Raw genomic sequence first — 19,270 nt, forward strand, 5'->3', positions numbered from 1 at the left:
CCGGCGCGCCCGGACGGGCCGACGAGGCCGGTCCGGCTGCGACGTCGCGGCAGGTGGTGCTGCGGGGTGCGGCGGTGACGGCGTTCCCCGGCGTCGGCGTGCTTCGCCCGACGGCTCCCTCGAGCCTACGTCGGCGCACGAGCTCCCTCGACGTCACCGCGGGCCGTGTGCGACGCCGCCCGGCAGCAGCGCGACCGGGCGGCTGCCCACGCGGGCGTCGGCGCGCCTCGACCGTTGACACCCCCACGCGCGCCCCGAAACATGGGGCGGGTGCGTACGCCGCACCGCGTGCCCGACGACGTGCGCGCGAGGTCGAGGGCTGGGGGGCTCATGCTCGTGCTCACGTCTGTCCGGCGGCGCGTCGCCGCACTCTGCGCGGCGGCCCTCGCGGTCCCGCTCGTGCTCGTCGGGGCTCCGGCGGCCCAGGCGGCCGGCCCGGTGACGGTCACGCCGTCGGCACTCGTCACGGCGACCGAGGGCGAGACCGCGTCGGTGACCCTGACGGCGACCACCGCGGACGGGAGCGCGCTCGGATCCGACGCGACCGTGTTCTTCTCGACCGGGACGGGCACCGCGACCGGCGGCACCGACTACACCGAGACGGGCGGCGCGGTGACGTTCGCGGCGGGTGCGGAGTCGGGTGCGACCCAGGAGGTGACGGTCGCGCTGACGGCGGACGACGACGCGGAGACGACCGAGACGGTCCCGCTCGCGTTCAGCACGACGACGCCCGACGTCACGGTGTCCGGCGGTGCGACCGTCGCGATCCAGGCCAACGGCTTCCCGTACCTCGACGCCGACCTGCCGGTCGCGGAGCGCGTCGACGACCTGCTCGGGCGCATGTCGCTCGCGGAGAAGGTCGGCCAGATGACCCAGGCCGAGCGGGCGAACGTCACCGCGACGCCCGGCCGCGTCGCGTCGCTCGGGCTCGGCTCGCTGCTCTCGGGCGGCGGCTCGACCCCGACGCCGAACACGCCGGAGGCGTGGGCCGACATGGTCGACGGCTTCCAGACCCAGTCCCTGTCGACCCGGCTGTCGATCCCGTTGCTGTACGGCGTGGACTCGGTGCACGGCCACGGCAACCTCGTCGGCGCGACCGTCTTCCCGCACAACATCGGGCTCGGCGCGATGCGGGACCCGGCACTCGTCGAGGAGGCCGCGCACGTCACCGCGGCCGAGACCCGCGCCACGGGGCCGCAGTGGTCGTTCGCCCCGTGCATCTGCGTCGCGCGCGACCTGCGGTGGGGCCGCACGTACGAGTCGTTCGGCGAGGACCCGGCGCTCGTCGTGCTCAACGAGACGGCGATCGACGGGCTCCAGGGGCCGCGGCGCAGCGAGATCGACCAGCCCGACCGGGTGCTCGCGTCCGTCAAGCACTTCGCGGGCGACGGCGGCACCGAGTTCGGCAGCAGCACGAGCGGCGAGTTCACGATCGACCAGGGCGTCGCCGTGACGAGCCGCCGTGACTTCGAGCGCCTGCACCTCGCGCCGTACGTGCCCGCGGTGCGCGACCACCGCGCCGGCACGGTCATGCCGTCGTACTCGAGCGTCGACTGGACCGAGAACGGGGTCGGCGACCCGCTCAAGATGCACGCGCACCAGGAGCTGATCACGGGCTGGCTCAAGGGGCAGCAGGACTTCGACGGATTCGTGATCAGCGACTACAACGCGATCGAGCAGATCCCCGGCGACTACCCGACGCAGGTCCGCACGAGCGTCAACGCGGGCGTCGACATGTTCATGGAGCCCAACACCCCGGACCCGTTCGTCGCGACGCTCATGGGCGAGGTGGGTGCGGGCCGGGTCCCGGTGGCGCGCATCGACGACGCGGTGCGCCGCATCCTGCAGCAGAAGCTGGAGCTCGGGCTGTTCGAGCACCCGTACACCGACCGCGCGGGCCAGGCGGACATCGGCTCGGCGGAGCACCGGGCGGTCGCGCGCGAGGCGGTCGCGAAGTCGCAGGTCCTGCTGCGCAACACCGGCGGCGTGCTGCCGCTCGCGAAGGACACGAGCGTCTACCTCGCGGGCCGCGCGGCGGACAACATCGGCATCCAGGCAGGCGGCTGGACCGTCACGTGGCAGGGTCAGCCGGTCCCGGACCTCATCCCGGGCGCGACGATCCGGGCGGGCATCGAGGAGGTCGCACCGGACGCGCAGGTCACGTTCAGCGCGGACGCCTCCGCACCGACCGACGGCGCGGACGTCGGGATCGTCGTCGTGGGCGAGACCCCGTACTCCGAGGGCTACGGCGACGTCGGCGGGCCGGGCTGGCCGTGGGACCCGTCGGACGGCGGTGTGCCGCGCGAGCCGGACAAGCAGCTCACGCTCACGCCGGGCGACCAGGCGGTCGTCGACACCGTGTGCTCCGCGATCGAGACGTGCGTCGTGCTCGTCGTCTCGGGCCGCCCGAACGTCGTGGCCGACCCGTACGGCCAGGTCGACGCGCTGGTCGCGTCCTGGCTGCCCGGCTCGGAGGGGGCGGGGGTCGCGGACGTGCTGTTCGGTGACGCGGCGTTCACCGGCCGGCTCGGGCAGACGTGGCCGCGCACGCAGGACCAGGAGCCGGTCAACGTCGGCGACGCGGAGTACGACCCCGAGCTGCCGTTCGGCTGGGGGCTGCGCACGGACTCCGCGCTCGCCCGGCTCGAGGCGCTGCGGGCCGAGCTCGAGTCGTCGCGCGACCGGGCGGTCCGCCGCGCCGTGGGCGACATCGACCAGGCCATCGCGCGCGGCGACTGGACGGAGACCGGCGCGGTCGGCAACGAGCGGGCGGTGCTCCGGACGCTCTCCCGGGCCGCGCACCGGCTCGACGGGAGCGACGCCGTGACGTGGCAGCAGCTGAACACGCTCACGTCGGTGCTGCGGGACGTCGCGCAGCAGCGGGTCGTCGACGCGGGGACCGACGCGCCCGAGGGCTGGGCCGCCGACCTCGCCGACGCCGAGCACGCGCTGCTCGTCGGGGAGGTCGGGCTCGCCGCCGACCTGCTCGTGCAGGTCGCCTCGGCGCGCGTGAGCTGACGGACGCCGCCCGGTGCCCGGCCGCAGGGTCGGGTACCGGGCGGCGTGCTGTGCGGGACGGCCGTCGTCGCGCGGTCAGCCCTCGAGCACCCACACGACGGGGTCCGACGTCACCGGCGCGTTCGCGTCCCGGGTGACCTGGGGGTTGCCGTCGACACCCACGTAGCCGATCGGCTGGCCCGCGGGCAGCACCGCGATCGTGCACGCGGCGACCACGGCGTCGACCGCCGGCTCGGCGAGCACGTCCGTGCGGCACGGCGCGAACAGGCCCATCGGGAGCAGGTCGCCCGCGCCGGCGCCGTCGGCGCCCCAGCCCAGGACGTGCGGTGGTGCGAGGCTCGTCGCGTCGCTGTTGCCGCGGGCCCAGACGAGGCGGTGGCTCGTGCGGACGTAGTACGCCTGCTGCGTCGCCGGGTCGAACGCCTCGGGGCCCGCGACGGTGGCGATCTCCGCGGGGTCGGCGGCCACGACGTCGACCACCGTCGACGCCCACTGCGACTCGGTGTAGCGCTCGCCCGCGGGGTCGAGTCCCGTGTTCTTCTGCAGCACCGCCTCGTCGCCACGCGCGAGCCGCGTGCTCTCCGGGGTGGGTACCCCCGGCGTCCCGAGCTCGAAGGGCACGGCGGGCGTCGGCGTGGGCGTCGGGGTGGCGGTCGGCGTCGGGGCGGGCGTCGGGGTGGCGGTGACGCTCGGCGTCGGCGTCGCGTCCGGGTCCCCGCCCGTGCAGCCGGTGAGCACGACGAGCGCCGCGAGCGCCACGAGTCCGGCGGCGGGGGGCGTGGCTGTCCGGCGCACGAAGTGGGGCACGCCCGACATTCTGCCCCGGCCCGGGGTGTCGCGTCCCGGACCGGGGCGGCGCGCCGCCTACCGCGCGTCGACGGGCGCGGGCTCCGGCGTGTGCGCGACGTGCGGGTGCCGGCGCTCGAGCGCCGACCCCTCGACGTCGACGTCGGGCAGCAGCCGGTCGAGCCAGCGCGGCAGCCACCACGCCTTGTCGCCCGCGAGGTGCATGAGCGCGGGCACGAGCGTCATGCGCACGACGAACGCGTCGACGAGCACCCCGAACGCGAGCGAGAACCCGATGGGCCGGATCATCGCGCTGTGCGAGAACACGAACCCGCCGAACACCGAGACCATGATGATCGCCGCCGCGGTCACGACAGCCCGGCCGGCGCGCACGCCCTCGACGACGGCGACGCGCGCCGGGGCTCCGTGCGCGTAGGCCTCCCGCATGCCCGTGCCGAGGAACAGCATGTAGTCCATCGCGAGGCCGAACAGGATGCCGACGAGGATCGTCGGCAGGAAGTTCAGCACCGGCCCGGGCGTCTCGACGCCGAAGACCCCGCCCAGCCAGCCCCACTGGTAGATCGCCACGACGCCACCGAGCGCCGCGAAGAACGACAGGATGAAGCCGAGCGTCGCGATGACCGGCACGAACACCGACCGGAACACGAGCACGAGGATCAGCATCGAGAGGCCGACGACGACGGCCAGGTACACGGGCAGCGCGCCGGCGAGCTTGTCGGAGATGTCGATGTTGCCGCTCGCCTGACCGGCGACGGCGATGCGGACGTCCCCGTCGAGCGGCGAGAGCGTGCGGAGCGTGTGCACGAGCTCCTCGGTCGACTCGGTCGTCGGGCCCTCGGCCGGGACGACCTGGAACGCGGCGACCGTCCGGTCCTCCGAGGCGCCGACGGGTGCGACGGCGACGACGTCGTCCTGCGCGAAGAGCTGCTCGCCGACCTGCACCTGGTACGCGAGGAGATCCTCCTCGGTGGGCGAGCCGGGCAGGTCCGCGACGACGACGAGCGTGCCGGCCTGACCCGCGCCGAACTTCTCGGCGACGGTCGCGTACGCGCGGTACTGCGTCGAGTCGTGCGGCTCGGACGACCCGTCGGGCAGGCCGAGGCGCAGCTCGAGGGCGGGCAGGGCGACGACGACGAGCGCGGCCACGGCGAGCACCGCGCGGAGCACCGCACCCGGGGTCGACATCGGCCGGGCCGGGGACGCGGTGGGCGCGGGAGAGGCGGAGGTGCCCGCTGCGCCCGACCCGGCGGCGAGCTGGGCGCGCTCACGACCGCTCAGCACCCGCAGCCCCAGCATCGAGAGCAGCGCGGGCGTGAACGTCACCGCGATGAGCACCGCGATCGCGACGCACATCGCACCGACCGTGCCCATCTGCCCGAGGAACGGGATGCCCGTGATGTTCAGGGCGAGCAGCGCGATGAGCACCGTCATCCCCGCGAACACCACGGCGTTGCCGGACGTGCCGTTCGCGAGCCCGATGGACTCCGCGACGTCGTACCCGCCCTTGAGCTGGCGGCGGTGCCGGTTGACGATGAACAGCGAGTAGTCGATCCCGACCGCGAGGCCGAGCATGACGCCGAGCATCGGGGTCACCGAGCTCATCTCGACGACGCCCGAGAGCGACAGTGCGCCGAGCGCCCCGATGCCGACGCCCACGAGCGCGGCGAGGATCGGCAGCCCGGCACCGACGAGCGTGCCGAGCATCACGACGAGCACGACGCCCGCGACGACGACGCCGACGACCTCGCCGACACCGAGCAGCTCGGGGACCCCGCTCGTGAGCTCGGCCGAGTAGTCGACGACGACCCCGTCGACGGCTGCGGACTCGATGGCCTCGACCACGGCCTCCCGGGTCTCGTTCTCGATCTCGAACTGCGACGCGCTGAACACGACCGTGAGCACCGCCGCGGTGCCGTCCTGCGACACCGTGCGGATCTCCGCGGCCATGTCGAGCAGCGCCTCGCCGAGCTCGAGCTGCTCGCCCTGCGTCTCGAGCTCGGTCTCCCCGGCCTCGATCTCGGCGGCACCGGCCTCCACGGCCGCGACCCCCGCATCGATCGCCGCCTGCTGCGCGTCGAGCGCGGCGAGCTGGGCCTCGAGCGCGGCCTGCTGGGCGGCGCCCGCGGCCCCGCCCTGCGCGGCGCCGCCCGCAGCCTCGAGCTGCGCCCGCGCGGCGTCGAGCTGCGCCTGCCCCTGCGCGAGCTCGGCGCGGCCCCGCTCGGCCTCCGCACGCCCCTGCTCGAGCTGGGCGCGGCCCTGCTCCAGCTGCGCGCGGCCGTTCTCGAGCTGCGCGGCCTGCTCGGCACGCTGCGCCTCGGTCGCGAACGGGTCGACGACCGTCTCGACGCCCTCGACGTCCGCGACCTCCGCGGCCATCGCCGAGATGCCCTCGCGCTGCTCGGCGGTGAGCTCGTCCCCGGAGTCCGTCGTCAGCACGATGCCCGCCGTGCCGCCCGCAGCGGCCGGCAGCTCGCGCGCGAGGCGGTCGGTGACCTCGGCCGTCGGGGTCCCGGGGATCGAGACGCTGCTCGCGAGGGTCCCGCCGAGGAGCGCGTACGCACCCCCGACGACCGCCAGGATCACGAACCAGGCGGTGACCACGGTGCGGGCGCGCCGGGCGGACCAGCTCCCGAGGCGCAGGAGGAGTTCGGCCATGAGGGTGTGTGCCTTTCGGACGGTCGTGCGGGAGGTCGGTCACGGTGGTGGCGTGGTGCCGGCCGGAGGGGCGGGGTGCGGGGTGCGGGTGGGTCAGGAGGTGGCGGGGTCGTCCGCCGCGAAGCCGTGGCCGGTGCGGTCGAGGAGGCGGTCGACGAGGGCGGCCCAGACGGCGCGCGAGGGTGCGTCGTCGACCGCCCCGGTCGCCGCGTCCCAGTGCCGGTGCAGCACGAGGACGCCGGAGACGACCGCGTTGACCAGCAGGTGCACGTCGAGCACGTCCGCGCCGGGGTGCCGCGCGAGGACGGCGGCGGCGAGGCGTCCGCGCGCCGCGTCGAGGACGCGGAGGAGCACGGTCGCGATCGCCGGGGAGTGCTCGTCGTGCGAGCGCAACGACTGCGTGAGGAACGCCATGGGGGCGACGAGGTCGGTCGAGCGGACGGCGCGGTCGAGCTCGTCGAAGACCACGGCACGGCCGTCGGCGCCTCGCCCGGCGGTCGACGCCGCGCTCTCGCGCTCGTAGCTCGCGACGAGCGTGCCGATGACGTCGCCGAAGACCTCGGCGACGATGTCGTCGACCGACGCGAAGTGGTTGAACACGGTGCGACGCGAGACGTCGGCGCGGCGGGCGAGGTCGTCGATCGTGAACCGGAGCCCGCCGGTCTCCGCGATGAGCGCGGCCGCAGCGTCGACGATGGCCTGCCGGTGCCGCGCCTTGAGCGCGACGCGGCGGTCGGTCGACGGGTCGGTCACGGTTCCTACACTAGGTGCAACGCTGCACCGAGTGCACCCACGAGGCGGATGAAGCCTGCGCGGATGAAATCGGGACGAACCGGGCGCTCACGCGTATCAGCGGCGCCGCTCGCCCGTCGGTCCAGGCAGCGCGCGGAGCACACGACGCCGCCCGCCTGCTCCCCCGGCACAGCGGCCCTCGCCGGGTGAGACCCCGCCGGGCCGCACCCGAAGGAGCAGGACAGATGGCGAGCAAGCTGAACACCAAGGGTCCGCACGCACCCACTGAGGGGCGCGCCGCGCGCCGCCTCGAGCAGGCGATCGAGCTGGGTCACCTGGAGGACCTCACCGGCATCCTCGTGCGGGGCGGCCCGCGCTACCTCGTGACGTACATGAACTCCCAGACGGGCGGCCGCGTCCGGTCGGCCACCGTGGTCACGGTCACCAACCAGTCGAAGCAGACGAACCGCGTCACGGTCTCGTGGTTCAAGGGCTTCAGCGACGACTCCTCCCCCGTCGGCCAGAGCACGTTCTCGATCCCGCCCGACTACACGGTCGACTTCGCGACCCGGTCGCTCCCGGGCGAGATCACCGTGACGAACTCCGTCCCGGCGCCCGAGCTCACGTTCGACGAGGGCCGCGGCCTCGTGAGCTCGACCTACCGGGAGATCGGCGTCAGCGCCCGCGTCTACTACGCGCGCGGCGACGACGACCTCGACCTGATGGCGATCACGGACTCCAAGGTGGTCCGGATCGACGAGGGCAACGTCGGCGACTGACCGTCACCCACCACCGGCCGCGACGCCCGCCCCGCGCGGGCTCGCGGCCGGCGCCGTGCCACGCGGTCAGGCGCGCCGGAGCCGCGTCCGGGTGACTTACCCCGTCGCCGCTCACGCGCACCGGCGCCCTCGCCGATGACCCCGGGGCCGCCACCCCGGCGGCGTCGAGCAAGGAGTGCACCCGTGACCTACCCGACCGGCCTGCAGAACCCGCACCACCCCGGAGGGTCGCCGGCGCTGAGCCCCGACGGCCGCTGGTGGTGGGACGGCGCGCAGTGGCAGCCCGTCGCGGCGCACGGAGCGCGGGGACCGCGGAGCGGGCCGTCGACCGGCAAGATCGTCGCGATCGTGCTGGCGTGCGCCGTGGGAGTGCCGATCGTGCTGGGCATCCTCGCCGCCGTCGCCATCCCGGTGTTCCTCAACCAGCGCGACAAGGCCGTCGACGCGGAGCTGCACGCGGTGCTGCAGAGCGCGATGATCGCGCAGGAGACGGTCCGCGTCGCGCAGGGCACCTACACGGACGACCCCGCGGCGCTCGCGGCCGCCGGGTTCGAGGCGGGGACCGAGACCTACACGTGGGTGCGGAGCGCGACGACGGACACGTACTGCATCGCCGCGGGCGCGGGAGACGAGGAGCCGACGCACTGGGCGACGCCGGCCGGGGTGTCCGACCAGCCCTGCTGACAGCTGGCGGACCGCCCGGCGACGCGCGCGGCGGCGGGATCACCCGACGCGGCACTCGGCTTCGAACACCTGTTCGACTATCGTGGTGCCATGCCCGTCGGCGGCGCGACGATCCTGCACGCTGATCTCGACGCGTTCTACGCGTCGGTCGAACAGCTGCTCGACCCCGCCCTCCGCCGCCGCCCGATCGCCGTGGGCGGTGGGCCGAACGGGGGCGTCGTGCTCGCCGCGTCCTACGAGGCAAAGGCGTTCGGGGTGCAGGGCGGCATGCCCGGCTGGCGCGCGGCGAGGCTGTGCCCGGCGCTGACGTTCGTGCGCGGGCACTTCGGGGAGTACCAGCGCTTCGGCGACGCCGTGATGGAGGTGCTGCGCGACGTCACGCCGCTCGTCGAGCGCATCTCGATCGACGAGGCGTTCCTCGACGTGTCCGGCGCGACGCACCTGTTCGGGCCGCCCGAGACGATCGCCGCGCTGATCCGCGAGCGCGTGCGCGGCGACATCGGGCTGCCCATCTCGGTGGGTGCCGCGCGGACCAAGCACCTCGCGAAGATCGCGTCGCAGGTCGCGAAGCCCGACGGGCTCGTCGTCGTGCATCCCGGCACGGAGCGCGAGTTCCTCGACCCGCTGCCCGTCGGGCTCATCTGGGGTGTCGGACCCGTGCACCAGCAGCGGCTCGCCGAGCGCGGGATCCGCACGATCGGCCAGCTCGCCGAGACCCCGTCGTCGGCGGTCGAGCACCTGCTCGGGCACGCCGTCGGTCACAAGCTGAGCGCGATGGCGCACGACGAGGACCCGCGCCGCGTCGTGACGGACCGCCGCGCGCGCTCGGTCGGCGCGCAGTCGGCCCTGGGCCGGCGCACGCCCGAGGTCGAGGACGTCCGGGCCGTGCTCGCGCACCTCGCGGACCGCGTCTCGCGCCGCCTGCGGGCCAAGGACCGGGCCGGGCGCACGGTCACGGTGCGCGTGCGGTTCGCCGGCATGACGTCCGTGACCCGCTCCCGGACGCTGTCGCAGCCCGTCGCGAGCACGCTCACCATGACCGAGGTCGCCGAGCACCTCGCGTGGTCCGCGATCCACGACGCACCCCCCGGCACCGAGATCACGCTGCTCGGCATCTCGGTGTCGAACGTCGTCGACCAGCTGATCGTGCAGCCCGAGCTCGACCTGCGCCCCGAGGACCCGTGGCGCCCGGGGTCACCGACCGGCTCGGCCCGGCGGGCCGTCGACGGGTCGATGGACCGGATCCGGACGCGGTTCGGCGGCGACGCGGTCGGCTACCTGCCCGCCGTCCTCCGGCGCGGGGCAGCGGTGCCCGACGAGTTCCGCGAGCTCGCGGAGCACGACCTCTGAGCGACCGCTGCCGACGGCCGGCCCACGGTCCCCTGCCCCGACTCTCGCGCGAGTCACCAGCACGCACGCACGGGCACACAGCGGCGGACTGCCCGGCACGCGCCGGCAGAGCAGCGTCGCTCCGCGCCCACCTGCCTCCGGTGGGGCGCCGCGGTCAGCCCGCGAGCGCCGCCCGCAGGAACGCGATGTCCTCCGCCTGCCGCTCGGCCGGCGTCTCGACGACCGCGTCGCACCCGGCCTCGCGGACGACGTGCGCGATGAGCTCGGGCGGGATGGTCCCCGTCGCGAAGTTCGCGTGCCGGTCGCGGCTCGACCCGGCGGGGTCGCGCGAGCTGTTCGCGTGCACGAGGTCGATGCGCCCGGTGATCGCCAGGACGCGCTCGACGAGCGTCTCGAGGTCCTCCCCCGCGGCCCACGCGTGGCACGTGTCGAGGCAGAAGCCGACCTCGTACTCCCCGATCGCGTCCCACAGCATCGCGAGGCGGTCGAGCGTGCGCGCGCACGCGTTCTCCCCGCCGGCGGTGTTCTCGACGAGGACCGGGACGGGGAACGTCGCGCGCTCGAACGTCTTGCGCCAGTTGTCGACGCCGACGGCGATGTCGTCCCCGTCGGCGACGTGCCCGCCGTGCACGATCAGCCCGCTGACCCCGAGGACCGCCGCAGCCGCCGCGTGGTCGGCGATCATCTTGCGGCTCGGGATGCGGATCTTGTTGTTGGTCGACGCCACGTTGACCAGGTAGGGCGCGTGCGCGTAGAGGCGCAGGTCGGAGCCGGTGAGCGCCTCGGCGTCGTCACGCGGCACCGGCTTCTTCCAGCCCTGGGGGTTGGCGAGGAAGAACTGCACGGCCTCCGCCTCGACCTCCCCGGCAGCGGCGACGGGGTCGTCGTCCCGGACGTGTGCTCCGATCAGCGCCATGCGCGGTCCTTCCGTCGGCGGGGTCTCGCGCCAGGCTAGACGCTGCCACCGACTCCGCGCCGCGCGGGAGAGGTGCCGTCGACCTCCCGGGCGGCGGGCGGCCGCTCAGAGCAGCGGCGCGCCCCGCTCGACGGTCACCGGCTCGCCCACCGGGGCCGTCCGGCCCGGCACCGGCGAGTACCGCTGCGCGAGGACCACGCTCGACCGCCCGGCGTCGGACGCCTCGACGAACAGCGCGTCCGTCCGGGTCCCGTCCGCCGTGAGGTACCCGTCCCACGCGACCGCGGCCCGCACCGCACCGGACGCCCGGACGTGCTCGCGGGCACGCTCGACGGACTCGCCGAGCTCGCCGACGAACCGGTGGAGCGACCGCCCGCCGTCCGCGTCCTCGAGCAGGCAGAACGGGATCAGCGGTCCGCCCTCGGGGACGATCGAGTGCACGGCGTGCCCGAGCGCGAAGGACGCGAGCGCCTGGACCTCGGGTGAGGGCTCGGTGGCCGGTGCGGGGGTGCGGTCACGGTTCCGTCGGAAGAAGCCCATGCGTGACTGTCGACGCGTCGGGCGCGCGACTTGAGCGACGCGCCGGCGCGTGCGGGCAACCGGGCGGACCGGGCCCACCCGCCCGTCAGTGCGCCGCCGCCGCGTGGCCCTTCTTGCGCGGGATCACGTGCATGACCGCGACGACGACGGCCCCGACCACGAGCCCGACGAGCGCCGACGCGAGGGTGTTGACGAGCCACGCCAGGAACCCGCCGATCCCGGAGACGCCGTGCACGGCCTCCTCGGCGTGGTGCACGAGGTCGTACAGCCCGTGCCAGCCGAGCTCGTCGACCCCGACCAGCAGGATGTGCCCACCGACCCAGAGCATCGCGACGATCCCGACGGTCGAGAGCACCGCGAGCACCTTGGGCATGGCCTGCACGAGGAAGCGCCCGAACGACGCGACGCCGCCGCTCTTGTTGCGGGCGAGGCTGAGCCCGATGTCGTCCATCTTCACGATCAGCGCGACGACGCCGTAGACGAGCGCCGTGATGGCGAGCGCGACGACCACGAGGATGAGCGCGCGCGACACGAGCGGCTCGTCGGCGACCTCGTTGAGCGCGATGACCATGATCTCGGCGGACAGGATGAAGTCGGTGCGGATCGCGCCGGCGGTCATCTTCTTCTCGGTGTCGGGCCCCTGGTCGACGGCCGGGGCCGCCGTCTCGTGCTTCGAGTGGCCGCTGACCAGCTCCCAGATCTTCTCCGCGCCCTCGAACGCGAGGTACGTGCCGCCGACCATGAGGATCGGCGTGAGCAGCCAGGGCAGGAACTGACTGAGCAGCAGCGCGGCGGGCAGGATGAACAGGAGCTTGTTGCGCAGCGACCCGACGGCGATGCGCCGGATCATGGGGAGCTCGCGGTCGGGCGTGAAGCCGCTCACGTAGCGCGGGGTGACCGCGGTGTCGTCGATCACGACGCCCGCGGCCTTGGCGCTGGCGCGGCCCGCGGCGGCGCCGACGTCGTCCACCGACGCCGCCGCGAGCTTCGCGAGCGCCGCGATGTCGTCGAGCAGTGCAGCCAAACCGCCGGGCATGGGGGTCTCCCTCGTTCGTGGTGCCGTGGGGGCCTAGCGTGCCACCCGGCGGGCGGGTCGGCGCGTCCGTCCGGTGCCGTGCGGTGCACGTGACGACGAGCGCCGCCGGCTCAGTCGGCGACCTTCGGGGCGACCCTCGGGACGGTGTCCGGGGCGGGCTCGGGCGCCTGGGCGTCGGGGTCGGGCACCCGCAGCACCTCGGGGTCGTGCGTGCGCGCGGCGTCGCGGTGCAGCAGCGCCTCGGCGGCGTGGTCGGCCAGGGCGGTGCCCGCGGAGCCGTAGAGGTGGAACACGGCGTCGGCCCCGTGCCGGCGCAGCTCGTCGACGTCGTCGTCGTACCGCGCGACGGCCGCGACCCTGCCCGTGAACCCGGCCTTCTGCAGCCGGGCCAGCGCGATGAGGTTCGCGTTGTGGAACGGCATCGCGAGCACGACCATCTGGACGCGCCCCGCGCGCCGCACGCGCGCCCAGAACTCGAGGTCGGTCGCGTCGGCGCGCAGCACGTCGAAGCCCCGCGCGGAGAGCTCGGTGACCCGCGCCGGGTCGTGCTCGACGCCGACGACCGAGAGCCCGTACCCGTCGCGCAGCTGCTCGTACGTCGCGGCGCCGATGCGCCCGAGCCCGAGGACGAGGGCGTCGGAGTGCCCGACGTCGACGAGGCGGTCGTCGGGGTGCAGCTCGTGCGTGCTGTGGTGCGGCAGGAGCTTGACCATGCTGGTGGCGAGCTCGACGCCGCGGCGGTTGACGAGGGCGGACACCGCGAAGCTGATGGCGACGGCGAGGGAGACGACGACCACCCACCGCTCGTCGAGCAGCCCGCCCGCGGCGCCGACGACCGCGACGATGATGCCGAACTCGGAGAAGTTGGCCAGGACGAGCCCGGTGAGGAACGCGGTGCGCCGTCGCAGCCGCATGGCCCAGAGCAGCACGGCGTAGAACGCGACCTGGAGGGGCAGCACCGCGAGCAGCGCGACGGCGAGCAGCAGCTCGGTGACGCCCGGGCGGCCGTGCAGCCCGATCTGGAGGAAGAACGCGACGAGCATGAGGTCCTTGAACGTCATGAGCGACCGCGACATCTCCGAGGCGCCCGGGTGCTTCGCGAGGAGCACGCCCATGAGCAGCGCCCCGAGCTCGCCGTGCACCCCCGCCGCCTCGAACAGACCCCAGCCCATCGCCACGGCGACCGTCACCCCGAAGAGCGCCTGCAGCTCCCCGTGCCCGATGTGGTCCCAGATCCGGTGCAGCGGCCACGCGGCGGGCACGACGAGCACGAGCGCGAGCGCCCACGGGCTCGGCACCTCGCCGCCCGAGAGCGACATGAACACGACGGCCACGACGTCCTGCATGACGAGCAGACCCACCGCGATGCGCCCGTACAGCGACGTCGCGTCGGAGCGGTCCTCGAGCACCTTGACGACGAACACGGTCGAGGAGAACGACAGCGCGAAGCCGACGAGCGCGAGCCCGCCGAGCGGCTCGTCCGCCACGAGCGCGGGGCCGACGAGCGCGAGCAGCCCCAGGAAGCCGATCGTCACGGCGGTCGACAGGACGATGTGGACGCTCGTGGTGAGCCAGATCTCGCGGCGCAGCAGCGTCCGCACGTCGAACTTCAGCCCGATCGCGAACAGCAGCAGCACGACGCCGAGCTGCGCCACCTCGTCGAGCCCCGCGGGCACGGGCGCCCCCGCCGCGCCGAGCGCGAACCCGGCGACGAGGTAGCCGACGAGCGGCGGGAGCCGTACGGCGGTGGCGAGCAGGCCGCCGACCACGGCCGCCGCGAGATACAGGCCCAGCTCCATGCGCACCCCCCTCGGTGCGTCATTGTCGCGCGGCTGCGCGCCGACCGGGTACCCACCCGCCCGGACGCGCGAGGACGCGGCGGTCGCACGTGCGGCCGCCGCGTCCTCGCGTGGCACCGGCCCGGGGTCGGGGCCGGCGGTCGTGCCCGGCGACGCTGCCGCCGGGGTCGGTCGGTCCGGTCAGGCGCCCGGGACCGACCAGCGCTGCGCGTCGTTGTTGTAGCAGGTCCAGATCTGGGTCCGGTTGCCGTTCGCGCTCCCGTTCGACGGGTTGTCGAGGCACTTGCCCGACGCGGGGTTGCGGTACGAGCTGCCGTCCCGCACCCAGGTCTGGTTCGACTGGCCGGGGGCGCAGTCCCAGAGCTGGACCTTGGCACCGTTCGCCGTGCCCCAGTCCGCGACGTCGAGGCACTTGCCGAGGGCACGCAGCGTGCCGTCGGTGCCGAACGTCCAGCGCTGGGCGTTCGTGCCGTTGCACTCCCAGAGCTGCACCGCGGTGCCGTTGGCGCTGTTGGCGCTCGCGACGTCGAGGCACTTGCCCGCGACGCCGGAGGTCACGGCGCCGGTCCCGGTCGTCGCACCGCCACCGCCACCGCCGCCACCGGTGCCCGCACCGAACGGCGTGAGGTCGATGCGCGCGCTGCGCGGGTCGCCGTCGTGCACGAGGGACTCGAACGCGCCCACGTCGTCGAACGCGAACGCGTACGCGCGGCCGTCGGTCATCGCCGCGTGGATGACGCGCCCGTACAGGTTCGGGGGCGTCGAGCGGTAGAACTGGCCGGCGTCGAGGACGGGCTCGGTCGAGCTCGCGCCGAGCGTCCCGCGGAACAGCGCGGCGCACAGCGTGCGGGCGATCGGGCCGACGACCTGGTCGTTCGGCGCGTGCAGCGCACCGTCGCAGCCCCAGACGTCCGACGAGGACGGCCGCGGGAACACGGCGACCTCACGGCCCGAGGTGTCGGTGAAGCGCAGCGTCGTGCCGGACGTGCGGCCCGTGTAGCGGACCTCGGGGCGGTCGCCGAACGGCTGCACCGTGAGGGTGCGCGAGGTGTACGCGTTCCACGCCGACGCGATGTACCCGTCGAGGTAGGTCGCGCTGAGCAGGCCCGCGCCAGCGGCCTTGCCGGGGGCGAGCACGCGCAGCACGGTGCCGTCGGAGCGCGTGACGACGCTGCGCGCGAAGGCGGCGTCGGCGCGGAGCGCGTCGATGACCTGCTGGCGGCCGTTCGCGACGAGCTTGCCGGTCGTGCGCGTGGCCCCCGAGGCGCCGGTGACGCTCACGGAGTGCGGGACGGCGAACATGTCGACCTGCGAGCTGTTGAGCCACAGCCCGGAGTCGTTGTAGGTGAGCTCGCTCCAGTCGAACAGCATGTCGCGGGTGGGGTCGCCCGCCGCCCAGGGCGCGGGCTGCACGACGCCGCCCGGCGTCAGCGAGAACGGCAGCTTCGTACCGAACGAGAAGTAGATGCGGCCCGAGAAGCCGCGCGGGACCTGCACGGTGACCGCCCCGCCGTTGGCGGGTCCGGCGATCGCGCTGTCCGGCGCGGGCGAGGGCGGGTTGCTGCCCGCGGGCCAGGCGCGGAACGTGCCGCCGCCGTCGACCCAGCCGAGCTTGCCGGTCGCAAGGTTGGTGCCGAGCACGTGCACGAACACCTGCTCGCCCCGCCCGGACTGGTTCGCGACCGTGATCGGCAGCCGGTCGGGCCCGAGCGCGGCGACCGGCGTCGCGGCCCCCATGACGCAGACGGCCCCCGCGACCAGCACGGTCAGCCACTTCCGAAGTTGATGCATCGTCTTCCCTTCGCCCCCTGGTGAGCCCGCGCGCGGTCCAGCACGCGGGTGCGGGTACGCGGCGCTGCGCACCCTGGCGCGACGGCGTGGTCCGGTGCGGACGACGCCGTCGGGCACGTGGTCACCGATACTGACATACAGGTCGGTAAGTGCCTATCGCCCGAAGGTGGGGACGGTTTTGTGTTATCCGGCGATCGCCTCGGCGTCCGGCGCCAGGCGCTCCGCCACGGGACTCAGCCCATGCCCTCCGCCTCGAGCGCGTCCGTGAGCAGCGCGACCAGGGCCTCGAGCTGCACGTCCGTGGACGACGAGCCGTCGTCCTCCCCCGCGCCGTCGAGCGCCCGCGCCGCGAGCCCCGACTTGCTGTCGATGAGCTCGGCGATCTTCGCGTCGATGGTCTGCGCGGCGATGATCCGCCACGCGGTGACCGGCTCGGTCTGGCCGATGCGGTGGATCCGGTCGATGGCCTGCGTCTGCTCCGCGTCGGTCCAGGACAGCTCCGCGAGCACGAGGTTGGACGCGACCTGGAGGTTGAGCCCGACACCCGCGGCCGTCAACGAGCACACGACGATCTGCACGTCCGGGTCCTCGACGAACGCCTTGATGTTCTTCGCGCGCACCCGGGGCGTCTGGTCCCCACGGATCGACGCGTAGCGGATGCCGCGGTCCGCGAACGTCTGCTCCGCCTGGTCCATGACGTCGACGTGCTTGGCGAAGAACACGACCTTGCCGACGTTGCGGGCGAGCTGCGCGGCGTAGTCGCTGGCCAGCCCCGCCTTCGCCTGCCCGATGCGGCGCACCATCGTGAAGACGTTCTCGCCGCCGGCCTTCGAGCTCGAGTCCTTGAGCTCCGACGCGGCCACGCGGCGCGCGAGCTCGAGGTCGATCCCGTCGGGCACGCCCTCCGCCGCGCGCGACTCGACGACCGACCGGTAGCGCTCGACGAGCCGGCGGGACAGCGCGGCCTCCGCGACGCGGATCGAGCGGCCGACCGCGCCGTCGAGCTCGACGGGCAGGTCCGCGACGCGGCGGGCCGGGATGTCGGCGACGACGTCGGCCTTGCGCCGGCGCACGATGCCCATCTCGATCACGCTCTCGCGCGCCGCCGCGTAGAACCCGGGGTCGGCCGGCGTCAGCCCGGTCTCCTCGAGCGCCGTCATCAGCGCGCCGAGCGGCTGCTTGTCGTCGATCCAGCCGAGCAGCTGCCAGATCGCCCGGAAGTCCTCGATGTCGTTGATGAGCGGCGTGCCCGTGAGCGCCATGAGCAGCGGGCGGGCGACGCGCTCGCGGATCCGCTCCGAGAGGGACAGCACGTGCCGCGAGCGCTGCGACGTCTTGTTCTTGATGAAGTGCGCCTCGTCGACGACCATCCCGCGGAAGCCCAGGTCACCGAGCCAGCCGACGTGCCGGTCCAGGAGCTCGTAGTTCACGATGACGACGTCCGCGAACCCGTCGACCTGCTCGCCGTCCCCGTGCACGACGGTGGCCCGCCGGTGCGGCATCCACATGCCCACCTCGTGCGCCCAGTTCGTCTTGACGACGTTCGGGACCACGACGAGCAGGGGGAACGCGTCGGCGGCCTGCGCGGCGAGCAGCGCCTGCGCGGTCTTGCCCAGACCGGGCTCGTCGGCGAGCAGGAACGTGCGGTGGCCACGCGCGGTGGCGGCGACGACCTGCGCCTGGTGCGGCATGAGCTCCCGGCCCAGCGGGACGCGCACGGCGCGGGGCTCGGGCAGCGGCATGCACGCGGGCGCGCCGGCGGCAGCCTCGGCGAACGACCGGAACAGCGGCTCGAGCAGCTCCCAGCCGGCGAGCCGCCGGGGACGGGCCGCCGTCCGCTGCGCCGCGGCCTCGAAGTCCGGCGCGAGGAACGGGTTCGCGAGCTGACGCGAGATGACCGACCGCGGGACGACGCGGTTCTCCGCACCCGCGACCGGCGCGGGCGGTGGCGTGGGCTCGGGCTCGTCGGGCGGCTCGATCCCCCCGGCGCGCAGGACCGTCGCCTTGAACGCGCGCGCCGCCTCGGTGACCTTGGCGTCCTCAGCGAGCAGCGCGAGCAGCGACGTGTCCCGGGCGGCGGTCTTGGCGAGCATCGTCGCGACCCCGTCGAGCCGCTTGAGCTCCTGGGTCCGCTTCGCCTCGCCGAGCGTGGAGTCACCCTTGACCCGCGTCCGCTCCTCGCGGACCAACAGCGCCACGACCTGGAACTTCGTGCGGATCGCGGGCCTGGTCGGCGGCCGCTGCACGGCGCTGTCGACCTCCCGGGCGACCCCCGCGAGAACCGGGATCAGGCCCTCCTCGGTGGGGCGCTGGGCGCCACGGCGACGCGGTGCCGCGGCCGGCTCGGGGCGCGCACGACCGGACCGGCGCTGGCCTGCTCGGGCCACATGTCCTCCTTCAAGCGTTCGCGGTGCGGGCGACTGCACCGCACTGCACTGCCCTGCACCTCCGGCGACGACGGCGGTCGCCGACGCAGGGTTCCGCGCCGCCCGGTCGGGCCGGGACAGGTCGGCCCCCGTTCCGCCGCGTGACCGACCGCACGCGCACGTCGGGTGCACGACACAGGTCCGCAGGACGCGGCCGGCGGCGGTGGTCCGGGTGTCGTCACGACGCCCGGGACTCGCGGGCGACGACCACCTGCGCTCGACGGGATCGGCGCGGGGAGTCGTTCGTCCGTCCGGGGCGAGCCGACCGGCGTCGACCGCTAGGCCGCCCACGTACACCGACAGACTATCGGCAACGTGGGACACGTCGCGGCCGGTCGGCGACGGCGCGCCGCCCGGCGACGGTGACGCTCCGGCCGGCCGAGCCAGCCGCCGCGTTCTGCACCGTCGGTGCGCCTGGGCAGATTCGAACTGCCGACACCCGCTTTAGGAGAGCGGTGCTCTATCCCCTGAGCTACAGGCGCGGGGGCCTCCGTCGCGCGGACTGCCGCGGCGGGACGCCGACGAGCCTACCGGCTCGACGTGCTGCGCCGAGCGCCGAGGGTTCGCGCGAACTGCTCGCCCGGACAGCGTGGGCCGGACCGCGTCGCTCGGACTGCGTCGCAGAAGAGACGGACATCGGGGACCGGCGCGAGCGGAGCCCGGACGTGGGGGGGGGGGGGGGGAGGGGAAGGGGCGGGGGGGGGGGGGAGAGGGGGGGGAGGAACGAACTACAAGGG

General features: G+C 74.5%; 13 protein-coding genes and 1 tRNA gene. 4 read left to right on the forward strand and 10 right to left on the reverse strand.

The genetic code is table 11. From position 1 onward, the window contains the following. Positions 1-288: 288 nt before the first annotated feature. Complete coding sequence (locus tag ACWFNE_RS18545; RefSeq protein ID WP_452123894.1) at positions 289-3,018, forward strand: glycoside hydrolase family 3 protein; 2,730 nt, start codon at positions 289-291, stop codon at positions 3,016-3,018. A gap of 75 nt (positions 3,019-3,093) precedes the next feature. Here the strand turns inward: ACWFNE_RS18545 and ACWFNE_RS18550 are convergent, their stop codons facing one another. The 3 genes from ACWFNE_RS18550 to ACWFNE_RS18560 all read right to left on the reverse strand — a co-directional run bounded on the left by ACWFNE_RS18550 (position 3,094) and on the right by ACWFNE_RS18560 (position 7,233). Then, positions 3,094-3,825, reverse strand: coding sequence for a hypothetical protein (locus ACWFNE_RS18550; protein ID WP_452123895.1), 732 nt, complete (start codon positions 3,823-3,825; stop codon positions 3,094-3,096). 57 nt (positions 3,826-3,882) lie between these two features. Continuing rightward, on the reverse strand, positions 3,883-6,480 hold the full coding sequence (locus ACWFNE_RS18555; RefSeq protein ID WP_452123896.1) for an MMPL family transporter: 2,598 nt from the start codon (positions 6,478-6,480) through the stop codon (positions 3,883-3,885). 93 nt (positions 6,481-6,573) lie between these two features. Then, a complete protein-coding gene (locus ACWFNE_RS18560) occupies positions 6,574-7,233 on the reverse strand; it encodes a TetR/AcrR family transcriptional regulator (protein WP_452123897.1) in 660 nt (219 codons plus the stop codon). Between the two features lie 224 nt (positions 7,234-7,457). Here ACWFNE_RS18560 and ACWFNE_RS18565 point away from each other — a divergent pair, with 224 nt between their 5' ends. The 3 genes from ACWFNE_RS18565 (at position 7,458) to dinB (ending at position 10,025) form a co-directional block, all read left to right on the forward strand. Next, positions 7,458-7,991, forward strand: coding sequence for a hypothetical protein (locus ACWFNE_RS18565; RefSeq protein ID WP_452123898.1), 534 nt, complete (start codon positions 7,458-7,460; stop codon positions 7,989-7,991). A gap of 183 nt (positions 7,992-8,174) precedes the next feature. Next, the gene (locus ACWFNE_RS18570) at positions 8,175-8,675 is read left to right on the forward strand and encodes a type IV pilin protein (RefSeq protein WP_452123899.1); all 501 of its coding nucleotides are present in this window, start codon (positions 8,175-8,177) and stop codon (positions 8,673-8,675) included. Between the two features lie 90 nt (positions 8,676-8,765). Next, positions 8,766-10,025: a DNA polymerase IV gene (gene dinB / locus ACWFNE_RS18575; protein ID WP_452123900.1), complete on the forward strand. Its 1,260-nt coding sequence runs from the start codon at positions 8,766-8,768 to the stop codon at positions 10,023-10,025. 154 nt (positions 10,026-10,179) lie between these two features. Here dinB and ACWFNE_RS18580 read toward each other — a convergent pair whose 3' ends face one another. The 7 genes from ACWFNE_RS18580 to ACWFNE_RS18610 form a co-directional block, all read right to left on the reverse strand. Beyond that, positions 10,180-10,941: a deoxyribonuclease IV gene (locus tag ACWFNE_RS18580; RefSeq protein WP_452123901.1), complete on the reverse strand. Its 762-nt coding sequence runs from the start codon at positions 10,939-10,941 to the stop codon at positions 10,180-10,182. Positions 10,942-11,046: 105 nt separating this feature from the next. Continuing rightward, entirely contained in the window at positions 11,047-11,481 is a 435-nt protein-coding gene (locus ACWFNE_RS18585; protein WP_452123902.1) for a hypothetical protein, read from the reverse strand. 85 nt (positions 11,482-11,566) lie between these two features. Further along, positions 11,567-12,517, reverse strand: a complete 951-nt coding sequence (locus ACWFNE_RS18590; RefSeq protein ID WP_452123903.1) for a DUF808 domain-containing protein — start codon at positions 12,515-12,517, stop codon at positions 11,567-11,569. A 110-nt stretch (positions 12,518-12,627) separates the two neighbouring features. Beyond that, the gene (locus ACWFNE_RS18595) at positions 12,628-14,316 is read right to left on the reverse strand and encodes a cation:proton antiporter domain-containing protein (protein WP_452123904.1); all 1,689 of its coding nucleotides are present in this window, start codon (positions 14,314-14,316) and stop codon (positions 12,628-12,630) included. A gap of 180 nt (positions 14,317-14,496) precedes the next feature. Beyond that, positions 14,497-16,107, reverse strand: a complete 1,611-nt coding sequence (locus ACWFNE_RS18600) for a beta-1,3-glucanase family protein (RefSeq protein WP_452123905.1) — start codon at positions 16,105-16,107, stop codon at positions 14,497-14,499. Positions 16,108-16,340: 233 nt separating this feature from the next. Then, entirely contained in the window at positions 16,341-18,494 is a 2,154-nt protein-coding gene (locus ACWFNE_RS18605; protein WP_452123906.1) for a DEAD/DEAH box helicase, read from the reverse strand. A 448-nt stretch (positions 18,495-18,942) separates the two neighbouring features. Beyond that, a tRNA-Arg gene (locus tag ACWFNE_RS18610) sits at positions 18,943-19,015 on the reverse strand. Positions 19,016-19,270 lie beyond the last annotated feature (255 nt).

Source organism: Cellulomonas sp. NPDC055163, from assembly GCF_053607065.1.